Here is an 18,707-nt window from a genome sequence, read left to right as displayed (position 1 = left end):
CCGTCCAGCCGGACACCGAGGGCCTGTCGAAGGCCCAGAGCCAGGAGAGCGCGCGCGAGCGGGCGCTCTCCTGGCTCCGTCAGGTGTCCGGAGAACTCTCCACCGCCACGATCAAGCGGCTCGAGGACACCCTCCCCTGGTACAGCGAGATGCCGCCGGGGCGCCGCTCCGCCGTGGGCCTCGTCGCCCAGGCAGGCATCACCTCGTTCATCAGCTGGCTCGAGGGCACCGCGTCGACGCCGTGGATCGCCGCGGCCGACGTCTTCGGTTCGGCCCCGCGTGAGCTGCTGCGCTCGGTGAGCCTGCAGCAGACCCTGCAGCTCATCCGAGTGGTCGTCACGGTGGTCGAGGAACGCGCCGCCGACGACGAGATGCTGCAGGAAGCGATCCTGAAGTACTCGCGGGACATCGCCTTCGCGGCGGCGGACGTCTACGCCCGTGCTGCCGAGGCCCGCGGGCTGTGGGACGCCCGACTCGAAGCGCTCGTGGTCGACTCAATCCTGTCGGGCGAGTACGACGACGAGCTGCCGTCCCGCATCGCCGCCCTCGGGTGGCACGGGCACGGCGAGGTCGCGGTGCTCGTCGGCACGGCACCGAAGCAGCTCGAGGTCGACCAGGTCCGCCGCACCGCCCGCCACATGGACGCCGACGTGCTCGTCGGCGTGCAGGGCTCGCGGCTCGTCGTGGTGATCGGGCGCTCGACCCCGCGGGACGACGTGCCCGAGGGCGAGGACCCGGTCTCGTTCACGGCGATCGCGCAGGCGCTCGAGCCGCTGTTCGGCGAGGGCCACCTGGTGCTCGGCAACGAGGTCCCCGGGGTCGTCGACGCCTCGACCAGCGCGAAGGCAGCCCTCGCCGGATTCGCCGTCGCGCGGGCATGGCGCGGGGTCCCCCGTCCGGCGCTGGCCGACGACCTGCTGCCCGAACGCGCCCTGGCCGGCGACCCGCTCGCCCGGTCCGCCCTGGTGCAGCGGATCTACGTGCCGCTCAAGGACCAGTCCACCGAGCTCCTGCAGACCCTGTGGTGCTACCTGGACACCGGTCGGTCGCTCGAGGCGACGGCGCGCGAACTCTTCGTGCACCCGAACACCGTCCGCTACCGCCTGCGCCGCGTCGCGGACATCATCGGGTGGGACGCCACGCACGCTCGGGACGCCCTGATCGTGCAGTCGGCCCTGATCCTCGGCGCGATGTCCGAATCGGCCACGGGTCGTCGCCGGATCACCCCTCGCCGGTAGGGAACCGACAATGTCACGCGGGGTTTCGTGTGGGAAGCCCACACGGGCCCCGCGGTGCATGAGCGACAGGATTGTCCGGTGATCGTCGTCGTCGCGCCCGGACAGGGCTCCCAGACCCCCGGCTTCCTCGCCCCCTGGCTCGAGGACGCCGCCGTTCGTGAACGTGTCGGGCAGTGGTCCGAGTCGATCGGGGTGGACCTCGCCGCACACGGCACCACGTCGGACGCCGACACCATCAAGGACACCGCACTCGCGCAGCCCCTCATCGTCGCCGCCGGTCTCGTGACCGCCGACGCGCTGCTGGCCGACGGCCGCCGTGCGCTCGTCGGCGGGGTCGCCGGGCACTCGGTCGGCGAGTTCACCGCCGCTGCGGTCGCCGGGGTCCTCGAGCCGACCGACGCCGTGTCGCTCGTCGCCGAGCGCGGCCGGGCCATGGCGGACGCCGCTGCCCTCGAAGCGACCTCGATGGCCGCCGTGCTCGGTGGCGACGCGGACGCGGTCGCCGCAGCACTGGAGTCCCACGGGCTCGTCCCCGCGAACCACAACGGCGGCGGCCAGACCGTCGTCGCCGGCACGGCCGCCGGCATCGCCGCGCTCGTGGCGGACCCGCCCGCCAAGGCCCGCGTGATCCCGCTCGCGGTCGCCGGTGCGTTCCACACCCACTTCATGGCCCCCGCGGTCGAGCGCGTGGCCCCGGTCGCCGCGGCCGCCACGGTGCACGACCCGACCCTGCCGATCTGGACCAACGCCGACGGTTCACGGGTCGACGACGGTCGCCGGTTCGTCGACCTGATGGTCCAGCAGATCGCGAGCCCCGTGCACTGGGACGCCGTGATGGAGTCGTTCGCGGCCGCCGGCGTCACCGGCATCATCGAGCTCGCACCGGCCGGCGCCCTGGTCGGGCTCGCCAAGCGCGGCCTGCGCGGCACGCCGTCCGTCGCCATCAAGACCCCCGAGGACCTGCCCGCAGCGATCGACCTGCTGCAGCGCGCGGACCAGGAAGCAGACGCCACCGCATGACCGAACGTCCCGCACTCTCCCAGCGCCGCGGCCACGAGTTCACCCGGATCCTGGCCTTCGGCGCCGCCCGCGGCGAGAACGTCGTACCGAACGACGACCTGGTCGGCCCGATCGACTCGTCCGACGAGTGGATCCGCCAGCGCACCGGGATCATCACGCGCAAGCGTGCCGGCAAGGACGTCGAGGCCGTCGACCTCGCCGAGGCCGCCGCGCGCGAGGCGATCGAGAAGGCCGGCCTGTCCCCCGACCAGATCGGTGTCGTGCTGGTCAGCACCGTGACGCACACCGTCGCGACCCCGTCGATGGCGTCGCTGCTCGCCGAGCGGATCGGCGCGACGCCCGCCGCCGCGTACGACATCAGCGCCGCGTGCGCCGGGTACGCCTACGGCATCGCCCAGGCCGACTCGTTCATCAAGTCCGGCCTCGCCGACCACGTCCTGGTCGTCGGTGCCGAGAAGCTCAGCGACGTCGTCGACCCGACCGACCGATCGATCTCGTTCCTGCTCGGTGACGGTGCCGGCGCGGCCGTCGTCGGCCCGAGCGACTTCCCCGGCATCGCCCCGACCATCTGGGGCTCGGACGGCTCGAAGTGGGATGCCATCGGCATGACGGCGACCTACAACGAGTGGGAAGCCGGCGCGCCCCGCCCGACCATGCGCCAGGCGGGCCAGACGGTCTTCCGCTGGGCCGTGTGGGAGATGGTGAAGGTCGCCCGCGAAGCGCTCGAGACCGCCGGTGTCCGACCGGAGGACCTCGCGGCGTTCGTGCCGCACCAGGCGAACATCCGCATCATCGACGAGTTCGCGAAGCAGCTCGGCCTGCCCGGGTCGGTCACGATCGCCCGTGACATCACCACCACCGGCAACACCTCCGCCGCGAGCATCCCGCTCGCCACCCACCGCCTGCTCGAGGAACACCCCGAGCTGTCCGGCGGGCTCGCCCTGCAGATCGGCTTCGGTGCCGGGCTCGTGTTCGGCGCCCAGGTCGTCGTCCTGCCCTGATCCCACCCGGCCGCGCATCCCGCGCGACCAGCGACCACCCCGACGAGTCTCCGGGCGCGAGCACGCTGCGTGCCCTAGGCTGGTCCACGGTCAAACGACACCCCCCTCAAGGAGAAACTCATGGCCCTGTCCAACGAAGAAGTCCTCGCCGGCCTGGCCGAGCTGATCAACGACGAGACCGGTATCGCCACCGACACCGTCGCCGCCGACAAGTCCTTCACGGACGACCTCGACATCGACTCCATCTCGATGATGACCATCGTGGTCAACGCCGAGGAGAAGTTCGACGTGAAGATCCCGGACGAAGAGGTCAAGAACCTCAAGACCGTGGGCAACGCGGTCGACTACATCGTCAAGGCCCAGGCCTGACACGAGCTTCCTGAGCGCCGCGGCCAGCGGTCACCGTCGGCCGCGGCGCTCATCTTGTTCCCCAACGAAAGAACCGTCGTTCCATGACCAAGAAGACCGTCGTCGTCACCGGGATCGGTGCGATCTCACCCCTCGCCGCGACTGCCCCGGAAACGTGGGACGCGCTGCTCGCCGGCAAGTCCGGCATCACCCGCATCGAGGACCCGCGCTACGCCGAGCTCGAACTCCCCGTGGAGTTCGCCGGCCAGGCACGTCGGTTCCTCACCGACCAGCTCACCCGCCCCGAGTCGAAGCGCCTGGACCCCTCGTCGCAGCTGTCGCTCGTCGCGGCGCGTGAGGCGTGGGCCGACGCCGGCATCGACGCCGAGTCCGTCGTCCCCGAGCGCCTGATCGTCGACTGGGCGACCGGCATCGGCGGCGTGAACACCCTGCTCGACGCCTGGGACACCCTGCGCGAGAAGGGCCCGCGTCGGGTCCTGCCGATGACGGTCCCGATGCTCATGGCGAACGGTCCGGCCGCTGCCATCGAGATGGAGTTCGGCGCCCGTGGCGGCGCCCGCACCTACCTGTCGGCCTGTGCCTCGTCGACCGAGTCCCTGGCCGAGGCGTACCGCCACGTCGCCGACGGGGACGCCGACATCGTCATCACCGGTGGCGCCGAGGCCGCACTGCACCCGCTGCCCCTGGCGGCGTTCGCGGCGATGCAGGCCCTGTCGCGCCGCAACGACTCCCCCGAGACCGCGTCGCGTCCGTACGACGTCACCCGTGACGGCTTCGTCCTCGGTGACGGCGCCGCGGCGCTCATCCTCGAGTCGAAGGAGCACGCCGAGGCCCGCGGTGCGACCATCTACGCCGAGGTCGCCGGCGCCGGCATCACCTCGGACGCGTTCCACATCACGGCGCCCGACCCCGAGGGCAGCGCTGCCGCCCGTGCGGTCCTGCAGGCCCTCGACCACGCCGGTGCCAGCCGCGAGGACGTCGTGCACGTCAACGCGCACGCCACCTCGACCCCGGTCGGCGACGTCGCCGAGTACCACGCCATGCGTCGCGTCTTCGGGGACCACCTCGACGACATCGTCGTGTCGGCGACCAAGGCGTCCACGGGGCACCTGCTCGGTGGCGCCGGTGCGATCGAGGCCGCGTTCACGGTCCTCGCGCTGCACAACCGTGTCGCGCCGCCGACGATCAACCTCAACGACCAGGACCCGGAGATCGTCATGGACGTCGCGCGCGAGCCGCGTGCGCTGCCCGACGGCGACCTGCTCGCGGTCAGCAACTCGTTCGGCTTCGGCGGCCACAACGCCGTAGTCGCGTTCCGCAGCGTCTGATCCGTCGCACCCTGCCAGGAGGCCCGTCCCGCGTCGTCGGGGCGGGCTTCCGTCGTGTGTGTTGCCGGCTTCAGTGCCGCGAAGGCGACAGTTCGCGGCCACACGTTCACGACCGCACCGCCAAAGCGACAGTCTGCGGCCGAATGTTGGCGGCACAGTGTCGCTTTCGCGAAACGGCGGAGACGCCGGCGTCTGGCGCACCCGAGACGCCGGCGCGGCCCGAGTCTCAGCCGACGCGGTGCAGCCAGACGACGGGGTTGCCCTCGGCCGCGTGGCGGAAGGGCTCGAGCTCGTCGTCCCAGGCCTGTCCGAGCGCGAGCCGGAGCTCACGGTGGAGTTCGAGCGCGTTGCTGCCGGCGACCTCCATCGCGTAGCGGACGCGGTCCTCGGGGATGACCATGTTCCCGGTCACGTCGGTCTGCGCGTAGAAGACCCCGAGGTCAGGCGTGTGCATCCAGCGGCCACCGTCGGACTCGGTCGTCGGTTCCTCGGTCACCTCGTAGCGCAGGTGCTCCCAGCCGCGCAGCGCGGACGCGATCGCGGCACCGGCACCGACCGCACCGGTCCAGGTGAACTCGGTCCGCCGGGCACCGTCCTGTGCCGGCTGGTCGAGCCACGAGAAGTTCACGGCGCGGTTCATCGCGCGACCTGCTGCCCATTCGACGTGCGGGCAGAGCGCGCGGGGTGAGGAGTGCACGTAGAGCACTCCTGTCGTCGTTCCGTTCACGGTTCCTCCGATACGTCAGGTGCGACTTCCCCATCGACCTGGTGCGGAGGATCCGAGCGGCTGCGAGCCACGGAACCATTCGGTATGCGATTGTGATGTCCCGACAGGACACGCCCATTATGCAGCGTTCCGGCTGGGAACGGCAAGGACCCCGCCGAGCGCGGTCCGGTTCAGTGCAGGACGGTGCCCGCAGCGTCGACGGGGTGCCGCTCCCCCGCCGTGATCGGCGCGGGCACGCGGTTCTCGGCCGGCGGGATCGGGCAGGCGAACTGGTACGAGAACGCGCAGGGCGGCAGCACGAGCAGGTTCCAGTCGAGCTCGACCGGGCCCGCGGTGCCGGGGTCGTCGAGGTACAGGAAGCGGCCCATCGAGTAGGTGCTGCCAGGGTCGTCCTCGGCGAGGGCGCTCGTGGCGTCCTGCACGATGAGCTGCAGCCGCGGCGCACCCCGGAACGCCGCGGACCGGACCGCGACGAACCGCATGGTCGTGCTGCCGACGGCCGTCTCGATGTGCCCGGCGACCGGCAGGGCGTCGCCGGCGGCGTCGAGGACGCTGCCACGGGCCTCCCGGTCGTCGCCCGCACCGGGGTCCAGCGGGACGTACGTGCCGGAGCCCACCCAGTCGTCGGACCGGTCGAACCGGGCGATGCGCGCGAAGCGGTGGATCGGCTCCGCCGCGGGGTCCCACACCCGCAGCGTCGAGCCGGACACCGTGCCCGCGAAGCCGTCGGGGAACGCGACGGCGGACGGGACCACGGCGGTGTCACCGGCGACGAGCACCGTGCCGTCGACCGGGACGCCGTCCACGACCACGCCGTCGGTCGCGGCGGCCGTCACCGTGAGGCCGCCGACCGTGGGTGCCCAGGTGCCGGGGACCGGCCACACCGGCTGCGGGTGGTCGACGTGCTGGGCGTTCACGAGAGCCAAGGGGCCACGGGGACTGCTTGCCCAGCGATCGCGTTCGGCGACGTGGTCGGCGAAGTCGGCGGCGGCGTCCGTCACGCCAGCTCCTGCCGCGGGTAGATGACCTTCTGCACGATGATGATGATCGACGCGGCGACGGGCAGGGCGACCAGGGCACCGAGCACGCCGCCGATCGTGCCACCGGCCACCGCGGCGATGACCACGAGGGCCCCGGGCACCTGCACGGCACGCGACATGATGCGCGGCGAGATGAGGTACGCCTCGACCTGCATGTAGACGAGGTAGTAGATCGCCGCGGCGAGTGCTGTGGCGGGCGACGCGAAGAGGCAGAGCAACGAGATGACGATCGCGGCGCCGAGGGTGCCGACGAGCGGGATGAGCGAGCCGAGGAACGCGAACGAGGCCAGCAGCACGGGCAGCGGCGCACCGATGATGAGCAGGAACACCAGGCTCAGGATGCCGTTGATGAGCGCCTGCGACACCTGGCCGACGACGTACCGACCGACCGCCTGGGTGATCTGCTCACTGACGTCGATGAAGTTCTCGCGGCGGGACGCCGGCACGAACCGGTACGCCGCACGCTTCATCCCCCGCATCGACGCGAGGAAGTAGAGCATCAGGATGAGGACGATGAGCACGCCGGTGAGCCCCGACAAGATGCCGCTGCCGACCGCCAGGATGCCGCCGCCGACGCTGAGCAGGTTGCCCGGGTTCTCGACGAACGACTGCACCGACTCGAGCGCGTGGTCGATGTCGAACGACCCGGCGAACTGCTTCGACAGGTCCTGCACCCACTGCTGCTTCGAGATGTCGTCGACGACCTCGGGGAAGTTCTGGATCAGGTTCGTCGCCTGCTCGACCAGGATCGGGACGACCGCGAAGACGACCCCGGCGAAGGCCGCCAGGACCCCCACGACGACGACGGTGATCGCCGCCCACCGCGGGATGAACCGCTCGAGGAACGAGACGAGCGGGTCGATGCCGAGCGCGAGGAAGAGTGCGACCCCGATGTAGACGAGGACGGTGCTGAGCTCGCCGATGATGGTGCCGGCGAGCAGCGCGACGAGCACCCCGATGGCACCCATGAACCCGATGCGGAAGGCGTTGACGCGCACGCCGGTGCCACCGCGCGTCACCTGGAACGTGACGTTCGGCGTCGGACCAGCGCCGTCGTGGTCGTCCTCGCGCTTGCGTTTCATCTGCACGTAGGGCGGGCGGGACTTGAACCCGCGAATCGTTCGGTTATGAGCCGACTGCCTTGACCAGCTTGGCTACCGCCCCTCGACGGCCGTCAGGCCACCGGTTCCCCACGATACAGCGCCTCGAACGTCGTGAGCGTGCGGTTGATGTCGTGTGCCTCGATCATGGCCGAACTGCGCTCCCGCATGGCCGTGTACTCCGCTCCCGACGCCGTGAGCACCGCCTCGAGCTTGGCGGCGAGGTCGTGTTCGTCGCCGGGGGCGAACAGGTACCCGTTGCCGTCGATGAGGTGGGGCAGCGCCATCGAGTCGGCCGCGACGACCGGCAGCCCGGACGCCATGGCCTCGAGCGAGGAGATGCTCTGCAGCTCGGCGGTGGAGGGCATCGCGAACACGGTGCCGTTCGTCAGGGCGGTGCGCTTGGCCTCGTCCGAGACGAACCCGAGGAACCGGACGCGGTCCTCGAGCCCGAGCTCCTTCGCCAGGGCGGTCAGCTTCGGGATCATCTCGCCGTCGCCGACGATCGTCAGGGTCGCCGCGAGCGAACCGGGCAGCAGCGCCACGGCCCGCACCAGCACGTCGAGGTTCTTCTCCGGCGCCACGCGGCCGACGAACACGATGTCGTTGTTGACCGGACGGCCCTCGCGCGCGACGTACCGCGACGCGTCGATCCCGCACGAGATCGCGAGCACCCGCTGCCCGGCGATGGCCTTGCGCAGGTAGTCGGCGGCCAGGTTCGTCGGCGTCGTGATGGTGTCGGCGAGCCGGTAGGTCTTCGCGGCGTCGCTCCACGCGATCTTCAGCGCGATGGGCAGCGTCCACTTGCCGAACGGCGTGTACTCGAGCAGGTTCTCGGGCATGAAGTGGTTCGTCGCGATGACCCGGATGCCGCGCGCGTTCGCCTCGGGGACGATCCCGCGACCGATGACGACGTGCGACTGGATGTGCAGGACGTCGGGCTTCACGGCGTTGAGGATCGGGCCGGTCCACTTCTTGACGCTCCACGGCCACACGAACCGGAGCCAGGCGTGCAGCGGCCACTTGTACGACTTCAGGCGGTGCACGACGAGGGTCACGCCCTGGTGCTCCTCGTCGAAGGTGCCGTAGTTGCGGCTCGAGGCCGGGGCGACGACGTGGACCTCGTGCCCGCGCTCGGCCAGGCCGACGGCGAGCTGCTCGGCGAAGGTGGCGGCGCCGTTGACGTCCGGCGGGAAGGTGTCCGCGGCGATCAGGATGCGCAAGGGTCGGTGTCCGCCCGTCGCACCCGTCGGTTCGGCGGTGGCGGTGGTGACGTCTCCTGACACGGCTGGCGTCGTCCTCTCGTGGGCGATTGCTGGTCGGACTGCCGACGGTACCGCACCTGGTTCAGCGGCCGCGTCAGCCGCGCGGAGGACCCCGTGCTACCGCAGGGTGACGGGACGACGGCGCTGCGCCGCGCCCGTCCGCGGTCAGGCGCGGGTCTGCGGGTGGTGCTTGGCGAGCAGGAACACCCCGGTGATGGCGATGCCGGCCGCGACCACGAACCCGGCGACCGCACCCCACGGCGCCCCGGACGCCTCGTCGAGCACGACCACGCCGATCCCGACGGCGACGATCGGGTCGATCACGGTCAGCCCCGCGATGACGAGGTCCGCCGAACCGGCCGAGTACGCGTTCTGCACGAAGTACCCGCCGAGCGACGCCGCGACGACCACCCCGATGATCGCCAGGACCGTCAACCAGTCGAACGTGCCGTTCACGAACCGGTTCAGCACGACCTTGGCGAGCGTCGCGACGAACCCGTAGAGGATGCCCGCGCCGACGATGTAGTAGAGCGCGCTCTTGTGCTTGGCCACGAGTCGGAACGACACCAGCACCAGCACGAGCACCACGGCCAGGATGATCAGGACGGTCACCAGCTGCTGCCGGGTGATCGCGCTCTCGTGCCCGACGAACGCCGCGATGCCGACGAAGATCGCGACACCGATGATGCAGGTCCACACCGCACGCTTCGCCCGACGGCCCAGCGGCACGCCCGACGACCGGGAGGAGAACCACGTGGTGATCACGAGCGCGACCGCCCCGAGCGGCTGCACGACGATCAGCGGCGCGTACGTGATGCTGATGAGCTGCAGCACGACGGCGATGCCGAGCATGAGCGTGCCGAGCACCCAGTAGCCGCTCGAGACCAGCCCGACGACGTGCCGGACGCTCAGCCCCTTCGACTGCCGCCCCAGCCGCGCCTCGACCCGCTGCACACCACGACTCTGGAACTGCGCTCCCAGCGACAGGAACACCGCACCGATGAGCGCGACGGGGATCATGAGGGCCTGGAACGGCGTCAGGTTCACTGCGTCGGGCAGCTGGAGGTCCGTCGTCACGCGTCGAGGCTACCGTCCACCGCCGGATAACCTGGGTGAATGGCCGTTCTCCCGATCCGCATCACCGGCGAACCCGTCCTGCACGAGCGTGCAGCCGAGGTCACCGAGTTCGATGACGACCTCCGTTCCCTCGTCGCCGACATGTTCGAGACCATGGACCTCGCCCCCGGCGTCGGGCTGGCCGGACCCCAGGTCGGCGTCGGCAAGCGCCTGTTCGTGTACTCGTACACCGACGACGACGAAGTACTGCACCGCGCCGCCGCCGTGAACCCGGTGCTCTGGATCAGCCCGCCGGTCCCCGAGTCGGTCGACGAGCTCGACGAGGACGACGAGTCCGAGGGCTGCCTGTCCGTGCCGGGTGAGCGCTTCCCGCTCCGACGCTCCGGCAGCGCGCTGCTCCGGGCGTTCGACGAGCACGGCGAACCGTTCGAGGTCCGGGCCGACGGCTGGCTCGCGCGCATCTTCCAGCACGAGTACGACCACCTGGACGGCTGGCTCTACGCCGACCGCCTGGTGCACCCCTACGCCAAGCAGGTCACCAAGGCCATCCGCAAGAACAGCTGGGGCGGCCCCGGCCAGTCGTGGCTACCGGGTCGCGACCACCCCGAGGGCTGACGGGTCGGTCCGGCCCGCGCGTCGCCTGCCGTGGTCGGCTGACGGCCGGGAGGCCCGGCTCAGCTCCGGTACGTCGACAGCGCGTCGCGCAGGTGGTCGGTCTCCGGGTGTCCCGGGCAGTACTGCAGGAGGCCGGCGGCGACGTGCGCTGCGCCGTCGTCGGCCACGGCCGACGTCCACGGGTCCGTGCCGGTCACGGCACACGTGCTCGCGAGCTCGACGAGGGTGGCGTCGCCCCGGGCCGCGTCGACGGCGGCCTGCTGCTGCGTCGACGGCACCGAGCCCGTGAGCCGCTTCGCGGTGCACGAGGTCCGCTCGTCCTCCCACACTGCGGAGTACGTCGTGTAGGTCTCGCGGTCGCCGTCGTCGCACACGAAGGCGAACACCACCGGCGAGGCACTCGACCCGAGCCCGGTCTCCGAGCTCGTGGGTTCCTCTGACGAGTCGGTGTCCGGTCCGGCACCGCTGCACCCGACGAGCACGGGCGCGATGACCGCCGCGAGCAGCACGCCGAGGAACACGGCGCGGGGCGGACGGGATCGGTGCACCTGTGAACGCTAACAGCAACTGCCCGGGATCAGTTCCGCGAGTCGGCTGCTCGTCCGGCCGTCCCTAACGCGTCGGACCGGTGACGGTGACGGTCGCCCGCTGGTCGAGCCGGCCACCGCGCGCATCGGTGCTCATGCGACAGCGCACCTCGGTCGTGCCGACCGGCGCCTCGACCACCTGTCGGACGCAGCTCGTCGATGTCACGCCGCGTGGCAGGTCGAGACGGATCCGCACCGCGACGGGCTGCCCGTCGGCGCTGCGGAGCGTCCGGTCGGCGAGCTCGAGCGGTGTCCCGCGGACCGTCAGGCCGCTGATCTTCGCAGCGGTGAGGTCGATGCCGTCGATGCGTGCGTCGCTGACGTCCGCCTTGGTGAGGACCGCTCCGTGCAGGTCCGCGTCGCGGAGATCGGCACCGGACAGGTCCGCACCGTACAGGTCGGCGCCGCCGAGGTCCGCGCCGCGCAGGTCCGCGCCGCGCAGGTCGGCTCCGAACAGCACGGCATCACCGAGGTCGGCCGCTCGGAGGTCCGCGTCGTGCAGATCTGCGAGGCGGAGGTCCGCCGTGGCGAAGCCGGCACCCGCGAGGTCCTGGCCCGGACATGTCGTCGCGGAGCCGGGCTGAGGCGCAGTGCGGACCGTACACGAACCGACCCGGTGTGCACCGGCGCTCGTACCGCCGGTCCGCGCGAACGCGGCCACGCCGATGACGACGAAGAAGAGCACGGTCAGCACGACGACCACCACGGTGCGCGTGTGCGAGGCCCCGGTCACCCTTCGACCCCTGTCAACCAACGCGGCAACGTCGCGCGCGCCCACCCGGAGTACCAGGCCGAGGAGTCGGCGTACGGGAAGAACGCGCTGATCGGGTTGTAGAGCACGAACAGGGCCACGCCGACGACGATCACGACCGTCCACGCGATCGCCGCGACCCGTCCGTGCAGTTGCCGGAGCCACGACCGCACCCCGAGCAGGATCACCGCCGCGGCCATCGGGAGCACCGGCAACAGGTACCGACCCGAGAACGCGTACTCCTGGCGCAGGTTGACGGCGGTGGCGGCGTTGAAGCACAGGACCGCGACGGTGTACGCCAGGGGCACGATCGCCAGCCACCACGTACCGGCTGAACGGAGGACCCGACGCAGTTGCGTGGCAGCGACGACGACGGCTGCGATCACAGCGGTCGCGCCGAACAGAACGACGCCGAGGTTCGGACGCCACGGGAGCGTCGGCCCCCAGAAGAAGAACAACGACCGGAAGTACGTCGTGGCCCACGTGACCAGGAACCCCAGCGGGTGGAACGGTTCGAGCGACCCGTCGGCGGCGGCCAGGTCGTGGATCCGAGTGGCGTTGTAGTTCCGTCGGAAGATGTCGAACTGCATGCACGAGGCACGGCTGTGGAGCTCGGTGCAGTCCGGGTTCAACGCTCGGTACACGAGCAGGTTCACGCCGAACCGCTCGAGCACGAGGGCGAACAGGACCGCTCCGATCACGACGAGCGCGGTCGAGCGCGCTGGACGCTCACGGAAGCCGTTCACGGCACGCCGGATCGGGTGCCGGATCCAGCTGAACCCGTCGGTGCGGTACCGGAACAGCAGCGCGAAGAACGCCCCAGCCAGGACGAGCGGTGCGTTCGAGTACTTGAGCATGAGGACGAGCATCGCCGTGACCACGAGCCATCCGAGCGCGCGGAGGCCGCCGCCGCGCGCCACCGAGACGGCGACGGCCGCGAAGAGGAAGAACGACGCCATCGACGGCGCGTCGTAGCTGACGGTCGCGGCCATCCACACCGAGCGACCGGTGAACGCCGTGACGATCGTCGCGACGAGGCCGATCGACGCCGGGATGCCGGCGTTGCGGAAGACGGCGCGGAGCGCACACAGTCCTGCTCCGGCCGCGAGCACGTCGATGCACCTGAGCACCATCACGACGTGCTCCTCGCTCAGCCCGATCCCCGACGCAGCCCTCGCCGGGAAGGACATCAGGTAGTAGTAGAGGTACGCGGGGAACCGCGTGACCTCGCCGAGCTTGAGCGTCGAGGCGTCGACGTCGTGGAGGAACGGCCCAGCGGTCCACGGTCGTGCCGCGTAGAACAGGACGTTCCCGATGTGCCGGATCTCGTCGGGCGCTGCCGAGGACGGGACGTGGAGCGTGACGGCGAAGAAGAACCCCGTGAGCAGGAAGACCACGAGAACGGCGCCGAACGCCGCTCGCGAGGACAACAGGCTGTTCGCACGGTCAAGCAGACGAGCTCCCCGTCCCCGGACCTCGTACCCGGCGAGGGGCTCGTGGGTCAACGACATCGAACAGTGGCCTTCCGTGGATCTGGGTGCGCTGCGCCAGGTTAGCAGCGCGCCAGGAACGCAAAAGGCCCGGATCCGTGAGGATCCGGGCCAGACGCTCCCCGAGTTGGACTCGAACCAACAACCTGCCGGTTAACAGCCGGCTGCTCTGCCAATTGAGCTATCGAGGATCACTGTCCGCTGGCGAATGTCGTGCGAACAACGGGTAACAGCATAGCAGCACCGCAGCGCCCCTCACCGCATCGGACACGCCGCCCGGGCGCGCCGCGCTGTGGCCCCCGGTGCAGCACTGCTCCTCAGTACCCGGCGACCGGGTCGACGACGCCGACGAAGCCCTCGCCGCTGCCGTCGAGGAACGCCGTGGTGTTGAGTCGCACCCGCTCGGCGAGCAGCGGCGCGACCATCTCCGGGGTGTCGGCCTGGTGCGGCGTGATGACCGCGCCGGGCTCGGACCAGAGCGGGTGGCCGTCCGGCAACGGCTCGGGATCGGTGACGTCGAGCCCTGCGGCGGCGATCGCACCGGTGTGCAGGGCCTCGACCAGGGCGTCGGTGTCGACGAGTCCCCCGCGGGCGATGTTGACGAGCCGGGCGGACGGCTTCATGATCGTGAACTGCCGCTCGCCGAAGAGCTTCGCGGTGCCCGAGGTCATGGCTGCTGCGATCATCACGACGTCGGCGTCGGGCAGGACCTCGTCGAGCTGGTCGGTGGTGACGGTGCGCGATGCGCCCTCCACCGGGTCGGCCGAGCGACGCACCACGGTCACGTCGACGTCGAACGGGGCGAGCAGGCGGATGTACTCGAGCGCGATCCCGCCGGCGCCGATCACGACGACGTTCCGGCCGTAGAGCGACACACCCTCGGGCTCGGTGGCCCACGAGTGTGCACGGGCACGCTTCTGCAGGACCCGCAGCGTCCCGAGCGTCAGTGCCAGGGCGTGCTCGGCGACGGGCTCCGCGTACGCGCCCTTCGCCGAGGTGAAGAGCACACGGTCCCCGTGCTCCTGGATGAGGTGTGCGAAGGCGTCGACTCCGGCGAACGGCAGCTGCACCCAGCCGATCCCCGGTGCGGCGTCGAGCGCGTCCGCCAGGCCGGACGGGTCGCGGGGGTCGAGCCAGACGAGCCCGCGGGTGTCCGCGTCGAGCGGCGCGACGGTCCCGCCGGCCTCGGTCACGGCGGTGACGTGCAGGTCGGTCGGCTCCGGCAGCACGGCGACGGGGCCGGACTGCGGTGCGTCGATCGGCAGCGGGGCGCCGGAGGTGGGGACGACGGCGCGGTGGCCTCGGGTGGCGGTGCTCACGGGTTCTCCTGTCGGTCCGTGCGGGGGCCGGTGCCGGCGGCGACCGGTCGGCGTGGCGCCGTCGAGCGGCGCGGGGCGGTGGGTGCCGGGCGACGCTTCACGCCGCGGGCCGCGGTCGCGGCCAGGGTCTTGACGTAGGGGTCGACGGGGTTGTCGAGGACCTCGTCGAAGGTGCCGAGGCCGACCAGCCGGGCATCGGCCATCACGGCAACGCGGTCGGCCAGGGCGCCGGCTTCGCGCAGGTCGCTGGACACCACGACGGCGGAGAACTGCCGGTTGCGTTGCAGGGTCGCCAGGGCCTCGAGCACCGACTGGCGCACGAGCACGTCGACGCCGCGGGCGGGTTCGTCGGCGACCAGGAGCTGCGGTTCCAGCACGAGGGCCCGCGCCAGGGCGACGCGCTGCCGCTGCCCGCTGGACAGCTCCCACGTGTTCAGGCGCATCACACCGAGCGGCAGGTGCACGGCGTCGACCAGTCGGGCGACGATCAGGCCCGCTTCCTTCCGGTCGAAGCGACGGTCGCGCTGGTAGATCGGTTCGGCGATGGCCTCGCCGACGGTGAGGTCCGGGCTGAGCCGGTCGGCGCCGTCCTGCGGCAGGTAGCCGATCCGGCCGCTCAGGCGCTCGAGCTTGCGGGACGAACCGCGCAGGCCGCGGGTCTTCTGGCCGAGGACGGTCAGTTCGCCCCCGACGATGTGCCGGCGCAGCGCACCGTCACCCTCGCCGTGTGACCCGAGCTGCCCCGCGATCGCGGCGGCGAAGGTCGACTTGCCCGACCCCGACTCTCCGAGCAGCGCGAGGATCTCGCCCTGCCGCACCGTCAGGCTGACCCCGTCGACCGCTCGGATCGACTCGGACCCCCGTCCGCCCCGGTACTCGATCGACACGTCGTCCGCGACGACCGCCGGTCCGTTGACCGCGATCATGGGTCCCCTTCCACGCCGCCCCCTGGCGGCGGTTCGCGACGGACCGCGCTGGCAGGACCGTCGTGCGTACAGCTGTGGAGGCGACCGTCCAGGAGGCCCGGCGTGCGTCGACGACGCTGGACGGGCCTCCTGGGCGGGTCGCGCCGGGTCGGGACCAGACGCGGGTCGCATCGGGTCAGGACCCGACGTTCTCCAGTTGCTCCAGCGTACGCCGTCGCTCGGCCTGCTCCGCAGGGTCCGGCACCGGGAGCGACGCCAGCAGGCGCTGCGTGTACGGGTGCTGCGGAGCGCCGAGGACCTGCGCAGTCGTGCCCACCTCGACCAGGTCGCCGCGGTACAGCACCGCGATCCGGTCGGACAGCGCGCCCACGACCGCCAGGTCGTGGCTGATGAACAGCGACGCGAAGCCCAGGTCCTGCTGGAGCTCGAGGAAGAGCTCGAGCACGCGGGCCTGCACCGACACGTCGAGCGCGCTCGTCGGCTCGTCGGCGATGAGCAGCTTCGGCCGGAGCGCGAGCGACCGGGCGAGCGACGCGCGCTGGCGCTGCCCACCGGAGAGCTCGTGCGGGTAGCGGTCCCCGTACGCCTTCGGCAGCTGGACCGCCTCGAGGAGTTCGTCGACGCGCTTACGGGCCGCACGCGGGCTCGACACCTCCTTGTGGACGACCAGCGGCTCGGCGACGCACTCGGCGATCGTGAGCAGCGGGTTGAACGACGTCGCCGGGTCCTGGAACACGAACCCGATGTCCTTGCGCAGGTGCTTGAAGTCGCGCTCCCGGTAGCCGAGCATCTCGGCGCCGAGGACCTTCAGCGAGCCGCCGGTGACCTTCGTCAGCCCGGCCATGGCGCGACCGATCGTGGTCTTGCCGGAGCCGGACTCCCCCACCAAGCCGAGGACCTCGCCGGGACGGATCGCCAGGTCGACGCCCTTCACGGCGCGGAACGCGGGCGAACCGAGGCGGCCGGGGTACTCGATCTCGAGCCCCTTCGCCTCGACCAGCGGGGTGACGTCCTCGGTGATCGCGGCACGGCGGGCGGTGCCCGTCGACGCCTCGAGCCGGGGCACGGCGGCGAGCAGCCGCTTCGTGTAGTCGGCCTGCGGACGCGCGAACAGGTCCGTCGCCGATGCCTCTTCGACGATCTCGCCCTGGTACATCACGGCGACGCGGTCGGCCAGGTCGGCCACCACACCCATGTTGTGCGTGATGATCACGATCGCCGTGCCGAACTCGTCGCGGCAGCGGCGGAGCAGGTCGAGGATCTCGGCCTGCACCGTGACGTCGAGCGCCGTGGTCGGCTCGTCGGCGATGATCACCGACGGCTCGAGGGCCAGGGCACTCGCGATGACGACACGCTGCTTCTGGCCGCCGGAGAACTGGTGTGGGTAGTGGTCGACGCGGGTCTCGGGGTCGGGGATGCCGACGCGGCCGAGGTAGTCGATGGCCTTCGCCCGCGCCTCCTTCTTGGACATGCCGCCGTGGGCGCGGAGCCCCTCGGCGATCTGCCACCCGACCGTGAAGACCGGGTTGAGGGCGGTCGACGGCTCCTGGAAGACCATCGCACCGGCGGTCCCCCGCAGGCTGCGGAGCTTCTGCGCGCCGACGGTGACGACGTCGGTGCCGTCGAGCAGCACCGCGCCGCCGAGCGTCGCCGTCTCGGGCATGAGCCGGAGCATGGCGCGAGCCGTGACGGACTTGCCGGAGCCGGACTCGCCCACCAGGGCGAGGACCTCGCCAGGGCGGACGTCGAGGCTGACGCCCTTGACCGCGTCGACGGCGCCGCCGTCGGTGGCGAAGGTGACCGTGAGGTCGTCGACGACGACCACGGGTGCGTTCTCGGTGTCGGTCGTCATGCGCCCGATCCTTCCGCGGTGGCCGTGTTGCGCGCGTCGCGCGTGGACACCAGCTGCTTCAGCCGTCGGCGCGCACGCAGACGGGGGTCGGAGATGTCGTTGAGGCTCTCGCCGATGAACGTCACACCGAGCACCAGCACCACGATCGCGACACCCGGGTAGACACCGGTCCACCAGACGCCGCTCGCGACGTCGGACAGCGCACGGCTGAGGTCGTAGCCCCACTCGGCGCCGGACGTCGGACCGATGCCGAACCCGAGGAAGCCGAGGCCGGCCAGGGTCAGGATCGCGTCGCTGGCGTTGAGCGTCAGGATGAGCGGCAGGGACCTGGTCGAGTTGCGCAGCACGTGGCGGGTCATGATGCGCCACGGGTTCGTGCCCATCACGCGCGCCGACTCGACGAACGCGTCGTTCTTCAGACGCACGGCCTCGGCACGGACCACCCGGAAGTACTGCGGCACGTAGACGACGGTGATCGAGATCGCCGCCGCGATGATGCCGCCCGAGTAGCTCGAGTTGCCGCCGGAGATCACGATCGACACGACGATCGCGAGCAGCAGCGAGGGGAACGCGTAGATCGCGTCAGCGACCACGACGAGGACCCGGTCGAGCCAACCGCCCAGGTAGCCGGAGACCAGCCCGAGCAGCACGCCGACGATGATCGACACGACGACCGCGACGATCACGACGAGGACCGCCGTCCGGGCGCCGTAGACCACCCGGCTGAAGACGTCGAACCCGCCGACGGTGGTGCCCCAGATGTGCTCGGCGCTCGGTGCGCCCGTGCGCGGGAAGCTCTCGCCGTCCGCGCCCTGCAGCTGGCCGAAGCCGTACGGGGCCAGCAGCGGCGCGAAGACCGCGACGAGCAGGTACAGGGCGCAGATGACCACGCCGACGATGAGCATGGCGCGCTGCCAGCCGGTGCTCTTGCGGAGCTGGACCACCACGGGCAGCCGCTTCCAGAGCGGCTCGTGGCGGTCGACGAGGGTGGTGTCGGCCATC

The 18,707-nt window shown here is 71.3% G+C and carries 18 protein-coding genes and 2 tRNA genes; 6 read left to right on the top strand and 14 right to left on the bottom strand.

What is annotated here, in order from left to right; genetic code table 11:
* Positions 1–23: 23 nt before the first annotated feature.
* The 5 genes from EDF53_RS05280 (at position 24) to EDF53_RS05260 (ending at position 4,956) form a co-directional block, all read left to right on the top strand.
* Positions 24–1,238, top strand: coding sequence for a CdaR family transcriptional regulator (locus EDF53_RS05280; RefSeq protein WP_111085717.1), 1,215 nt, complete (start codon positions 24–26; stop codon positions 1,236–1,238).
* A 78-nt stretch (positions 1,239–1,316) separates the two neighbouring features.
* The gene (locus EDF53_RS05275) at positions 1,317–2,258 is read left to right on the top strand and encodes an ACP S-malonyltransferase (RefSeq protein WP_123292580.1); all 942 of its coding nucleotides are present in this window, start codon (positions 1,317–1,319) and stop codon (positions 2,256–2,258) included.
* The gene (locus EDF53_RS05270; protein ID WP_123292579.1) at positions 2,255–3,259 is read left to right on the top strand and encodes a beta-ketoacyl-ACP synthase III; all 1,005 of its coding nucleotides are present in this window, start codon (positions 2,255–2,257) and stop codon (positions 3,257–3,259) included. The genes EDF53_RS05275 and EDF53_RS05270 overlap by 4 nt, the downstream gene beginning before the upstream one ends.
* Before the next feature lie 120 nt (positions 3,260–3,379).
* Positions 3,380–3,628, top strand: a complete 249-nt coding sequence (locus EDF53_RS05265; RefSeq protein WP_017886710.1) for an acyl carrier protein — start codon at positions 3,380–3,382, stop codon at positions 3,626–3,628.
* An 83-nt stretch (positions 3,629–3,711) separates the two neighbouring features.
* The gene (locus EDF53_RS05260; RefSeq protein WP_123292578.1) at positions 3,712–4,956 is read left to right on the top strand and encodes a beta-ketoacyl synthase; all 1,245 of its coding nucleotides are present in this window, start codon (positions 3,712–3,714) and stop codon (positions 4,954–4,956) included.
* 226 nt (positions 4,957–5,182) lie between these two features.
* On the opposite strand, the gene EDF53_RS05255 is transcribed toward EDF53_RS05260, so the two are convergent.
* From EDF53_RS05255 to EDF53_RS05230, 6 genes are all read right to left on the bottom strand, one after another.
* A complete protein-coding gene (locus EDF53_RS05255; RefSeq protein ID WP_235035923.1) occupies positions 5,183–5,683 on the bottom strand; it encodes a DUF3145 domain-containing protein in 501 nt (166 codons plus the stop codon).
* Positions 5,684–5,853: 170 nt separating this feature from the next.
* Positions 5,854–6,684 (bottom strand): DUF1684 domain-containing protein, encoded by an 831-nt coding sequence (locus EDF53_RS05250; RefSeq protein WP_123292577.1) that lies wholly within the window; start codon positions 6,682–6,684, stop codon positions 5,854–5,856.
* Entirely contained in the window at positions 6,681–7,805 is a 1,125-nt protein-coding gene (locus tag EDF53_RS05245; protein WP_185020951.1) for an AI-2E family transporter, read from the bottom strand. Before EDF53_RS05245 ends, EDF53_RS05250 begins: the two co-directional genes overlap by 4 nt.
* A gap of 7 nt (positions 7,806–7,812) precedes the next feature.
* Positions 7,813–7,887: transfer RNA gene (locus EDF53_RS05240), tRNA-Ile, on the bottom strand.
* A gap of 10 nt (positions 7,888–7,897) precedes the next feature.
* Positions 7,898–9,109: a glycosyltransferase gene (locus EDF53_RS05235; protein ID WP_123292576.1), complete on the bottom strand. Its 1,212-nt coding sequence runs from the start codon at positions 9,107–9,109 to the stop codon at positions 7,898–7,900.
* A gap of 144 nt (positions 9,110–9,253) precedes the next feature.
* Positions 9,254–10,165, bottom strand: a complete 912-nt coding sequence (locus EDF53_RS05230; protein ID WP_181437562.1) for a DMT family transporter — start codon at positions 10,163–10,165, stop codon at positions 9,254–9,256.
* A gap of 39 nt (positions 10,166–10,204) precedes the next feature.
* On the opposite strand from EDF53_RS05230, the gene def reads away from it, so the two are divergent.
* Entirely contained in the window at positions 10,205–10,780 is a 576-nt protein-coding gene (gene def, locus EDF53_RS05225; protein ID WP_123292575.1) for a peptide deformylase, read from the top strand.
* Between the two features lie 59 nt (positions 10,781–10,839).
* On the opposite strand, the gene EDF53_RS05220 is transcribed toward def, so the two are convergent.
* From EDF53_RS05220 to EDF53_RS05185, 8 genes are all read right to left on the bottom strand, one after another.
* Positions 10,840–11,328 (bottom strand): hypothetical protein, encoded by a 489-nt coding sequence (locus EDF53_RS05220; RefSeq protein WP_148058280.1) that lies wholly within the window; start codon positions 11,326–11,328, stop codon positions 10,840–10,842.
* A gap of 64 nt (positions 11,329–11,392) precedes the next feature.
* On the bottom strand, positions 11,393–12,100 hold the full coding sequence (locus tag EDF53_RS19535; protein ID WP_260215217.1) for a pentapeptide repeat-containing protein: 708 nt from the start codon (positions 12,098–12,100) through the stop codon (positions 11,393–11,395).
* Positions 12,097–13,629 (bottom strand): hypothetical protein, encoded by a 1,533-nt coding sequence (locus EDF53_RS19620; RefSeq protein WP_123292573.1) that lies wholly within the window; start codon positions 13,627–13,629, stop codon positions 12,097–12,099. Before EDF53_RS19620 ends, EDF53_RS19535 begins: the two co-directional genes overlap by 4 nt.
* Positions 13,630–13,726: 97 nt before the next feature.
* Positions 13,727–13,799 (bottom strand) — tRNA-Asn (locus tag EDF53_RS05205).
* Positions 13,800–13,925: 126 nt separating this feature from the next.
* Complete coding sequence (locus tag EDF53_RS05200; protein ID WP_260215216.1) at positions 13,926–14,927, bottom strand: D-isomer specific 2-hydroxyacid dehydrogenase family protein; 1,002 nt, start codon at positions 14,925–14,927, stop codon at positions 13,926–13,928.
* Positions 14,924–15,853 (bottom strand): ATP-binding cassette domain-containing protein, encoded by a 930-nt coding sequence (locus EDF53_RS05195; RefSeq protein ID WP_123292572.1) that lies wholly within the window; start codon positions 15,851–15,853, stop codon positions 14,924–14,926. The genes EDF53_RS05200 and EDF53_RS05195 overlap by 4 nt, the downstream gene beginning before the upstream one ends.
* A 175-nt stretch (positions 15,854–16,028) precedes the next feature.
* The gene (locus EDF53_RS05190) at positions 16,029–17,705 is read right to left on the bottom strand and encodes an ABC transporter ATP-binding protein (RefSeq protein ID WP_123292571.1); all 1,677 of its coding nucleotides are present in this window, start codon (positions 17,703–17,705) and stop codon (positions 16,029–16,031) included.
* Complete coding sequence (locus EDF53_RS05185) at positions 17,702–18,706, bottom strand: ABC transporter permease (protein WP_123292570.1); 1,005 nt, start codon at positions 18,704–18,706, stop codon at positions 17,702–17,704. The genes EDF53_RS05190 and EDF53_RS05185 overlap by 4 nt, the downstream gene beginning before the upstream one ends.
* Position 18,707: the final 1 nt, after the last annotated feature.

Source organism: Curtobacterium sp. PhB78 (genome assembly GCF_003751685.1).
GTDB lineage: Bacteria > Actinomycetota > Actinomycetes > Actinomycetales > Microbacteriaceae > Curtobacterium.
This window is presented reverse-complemented; position numbering and strand designations above follow the sequence as displayed.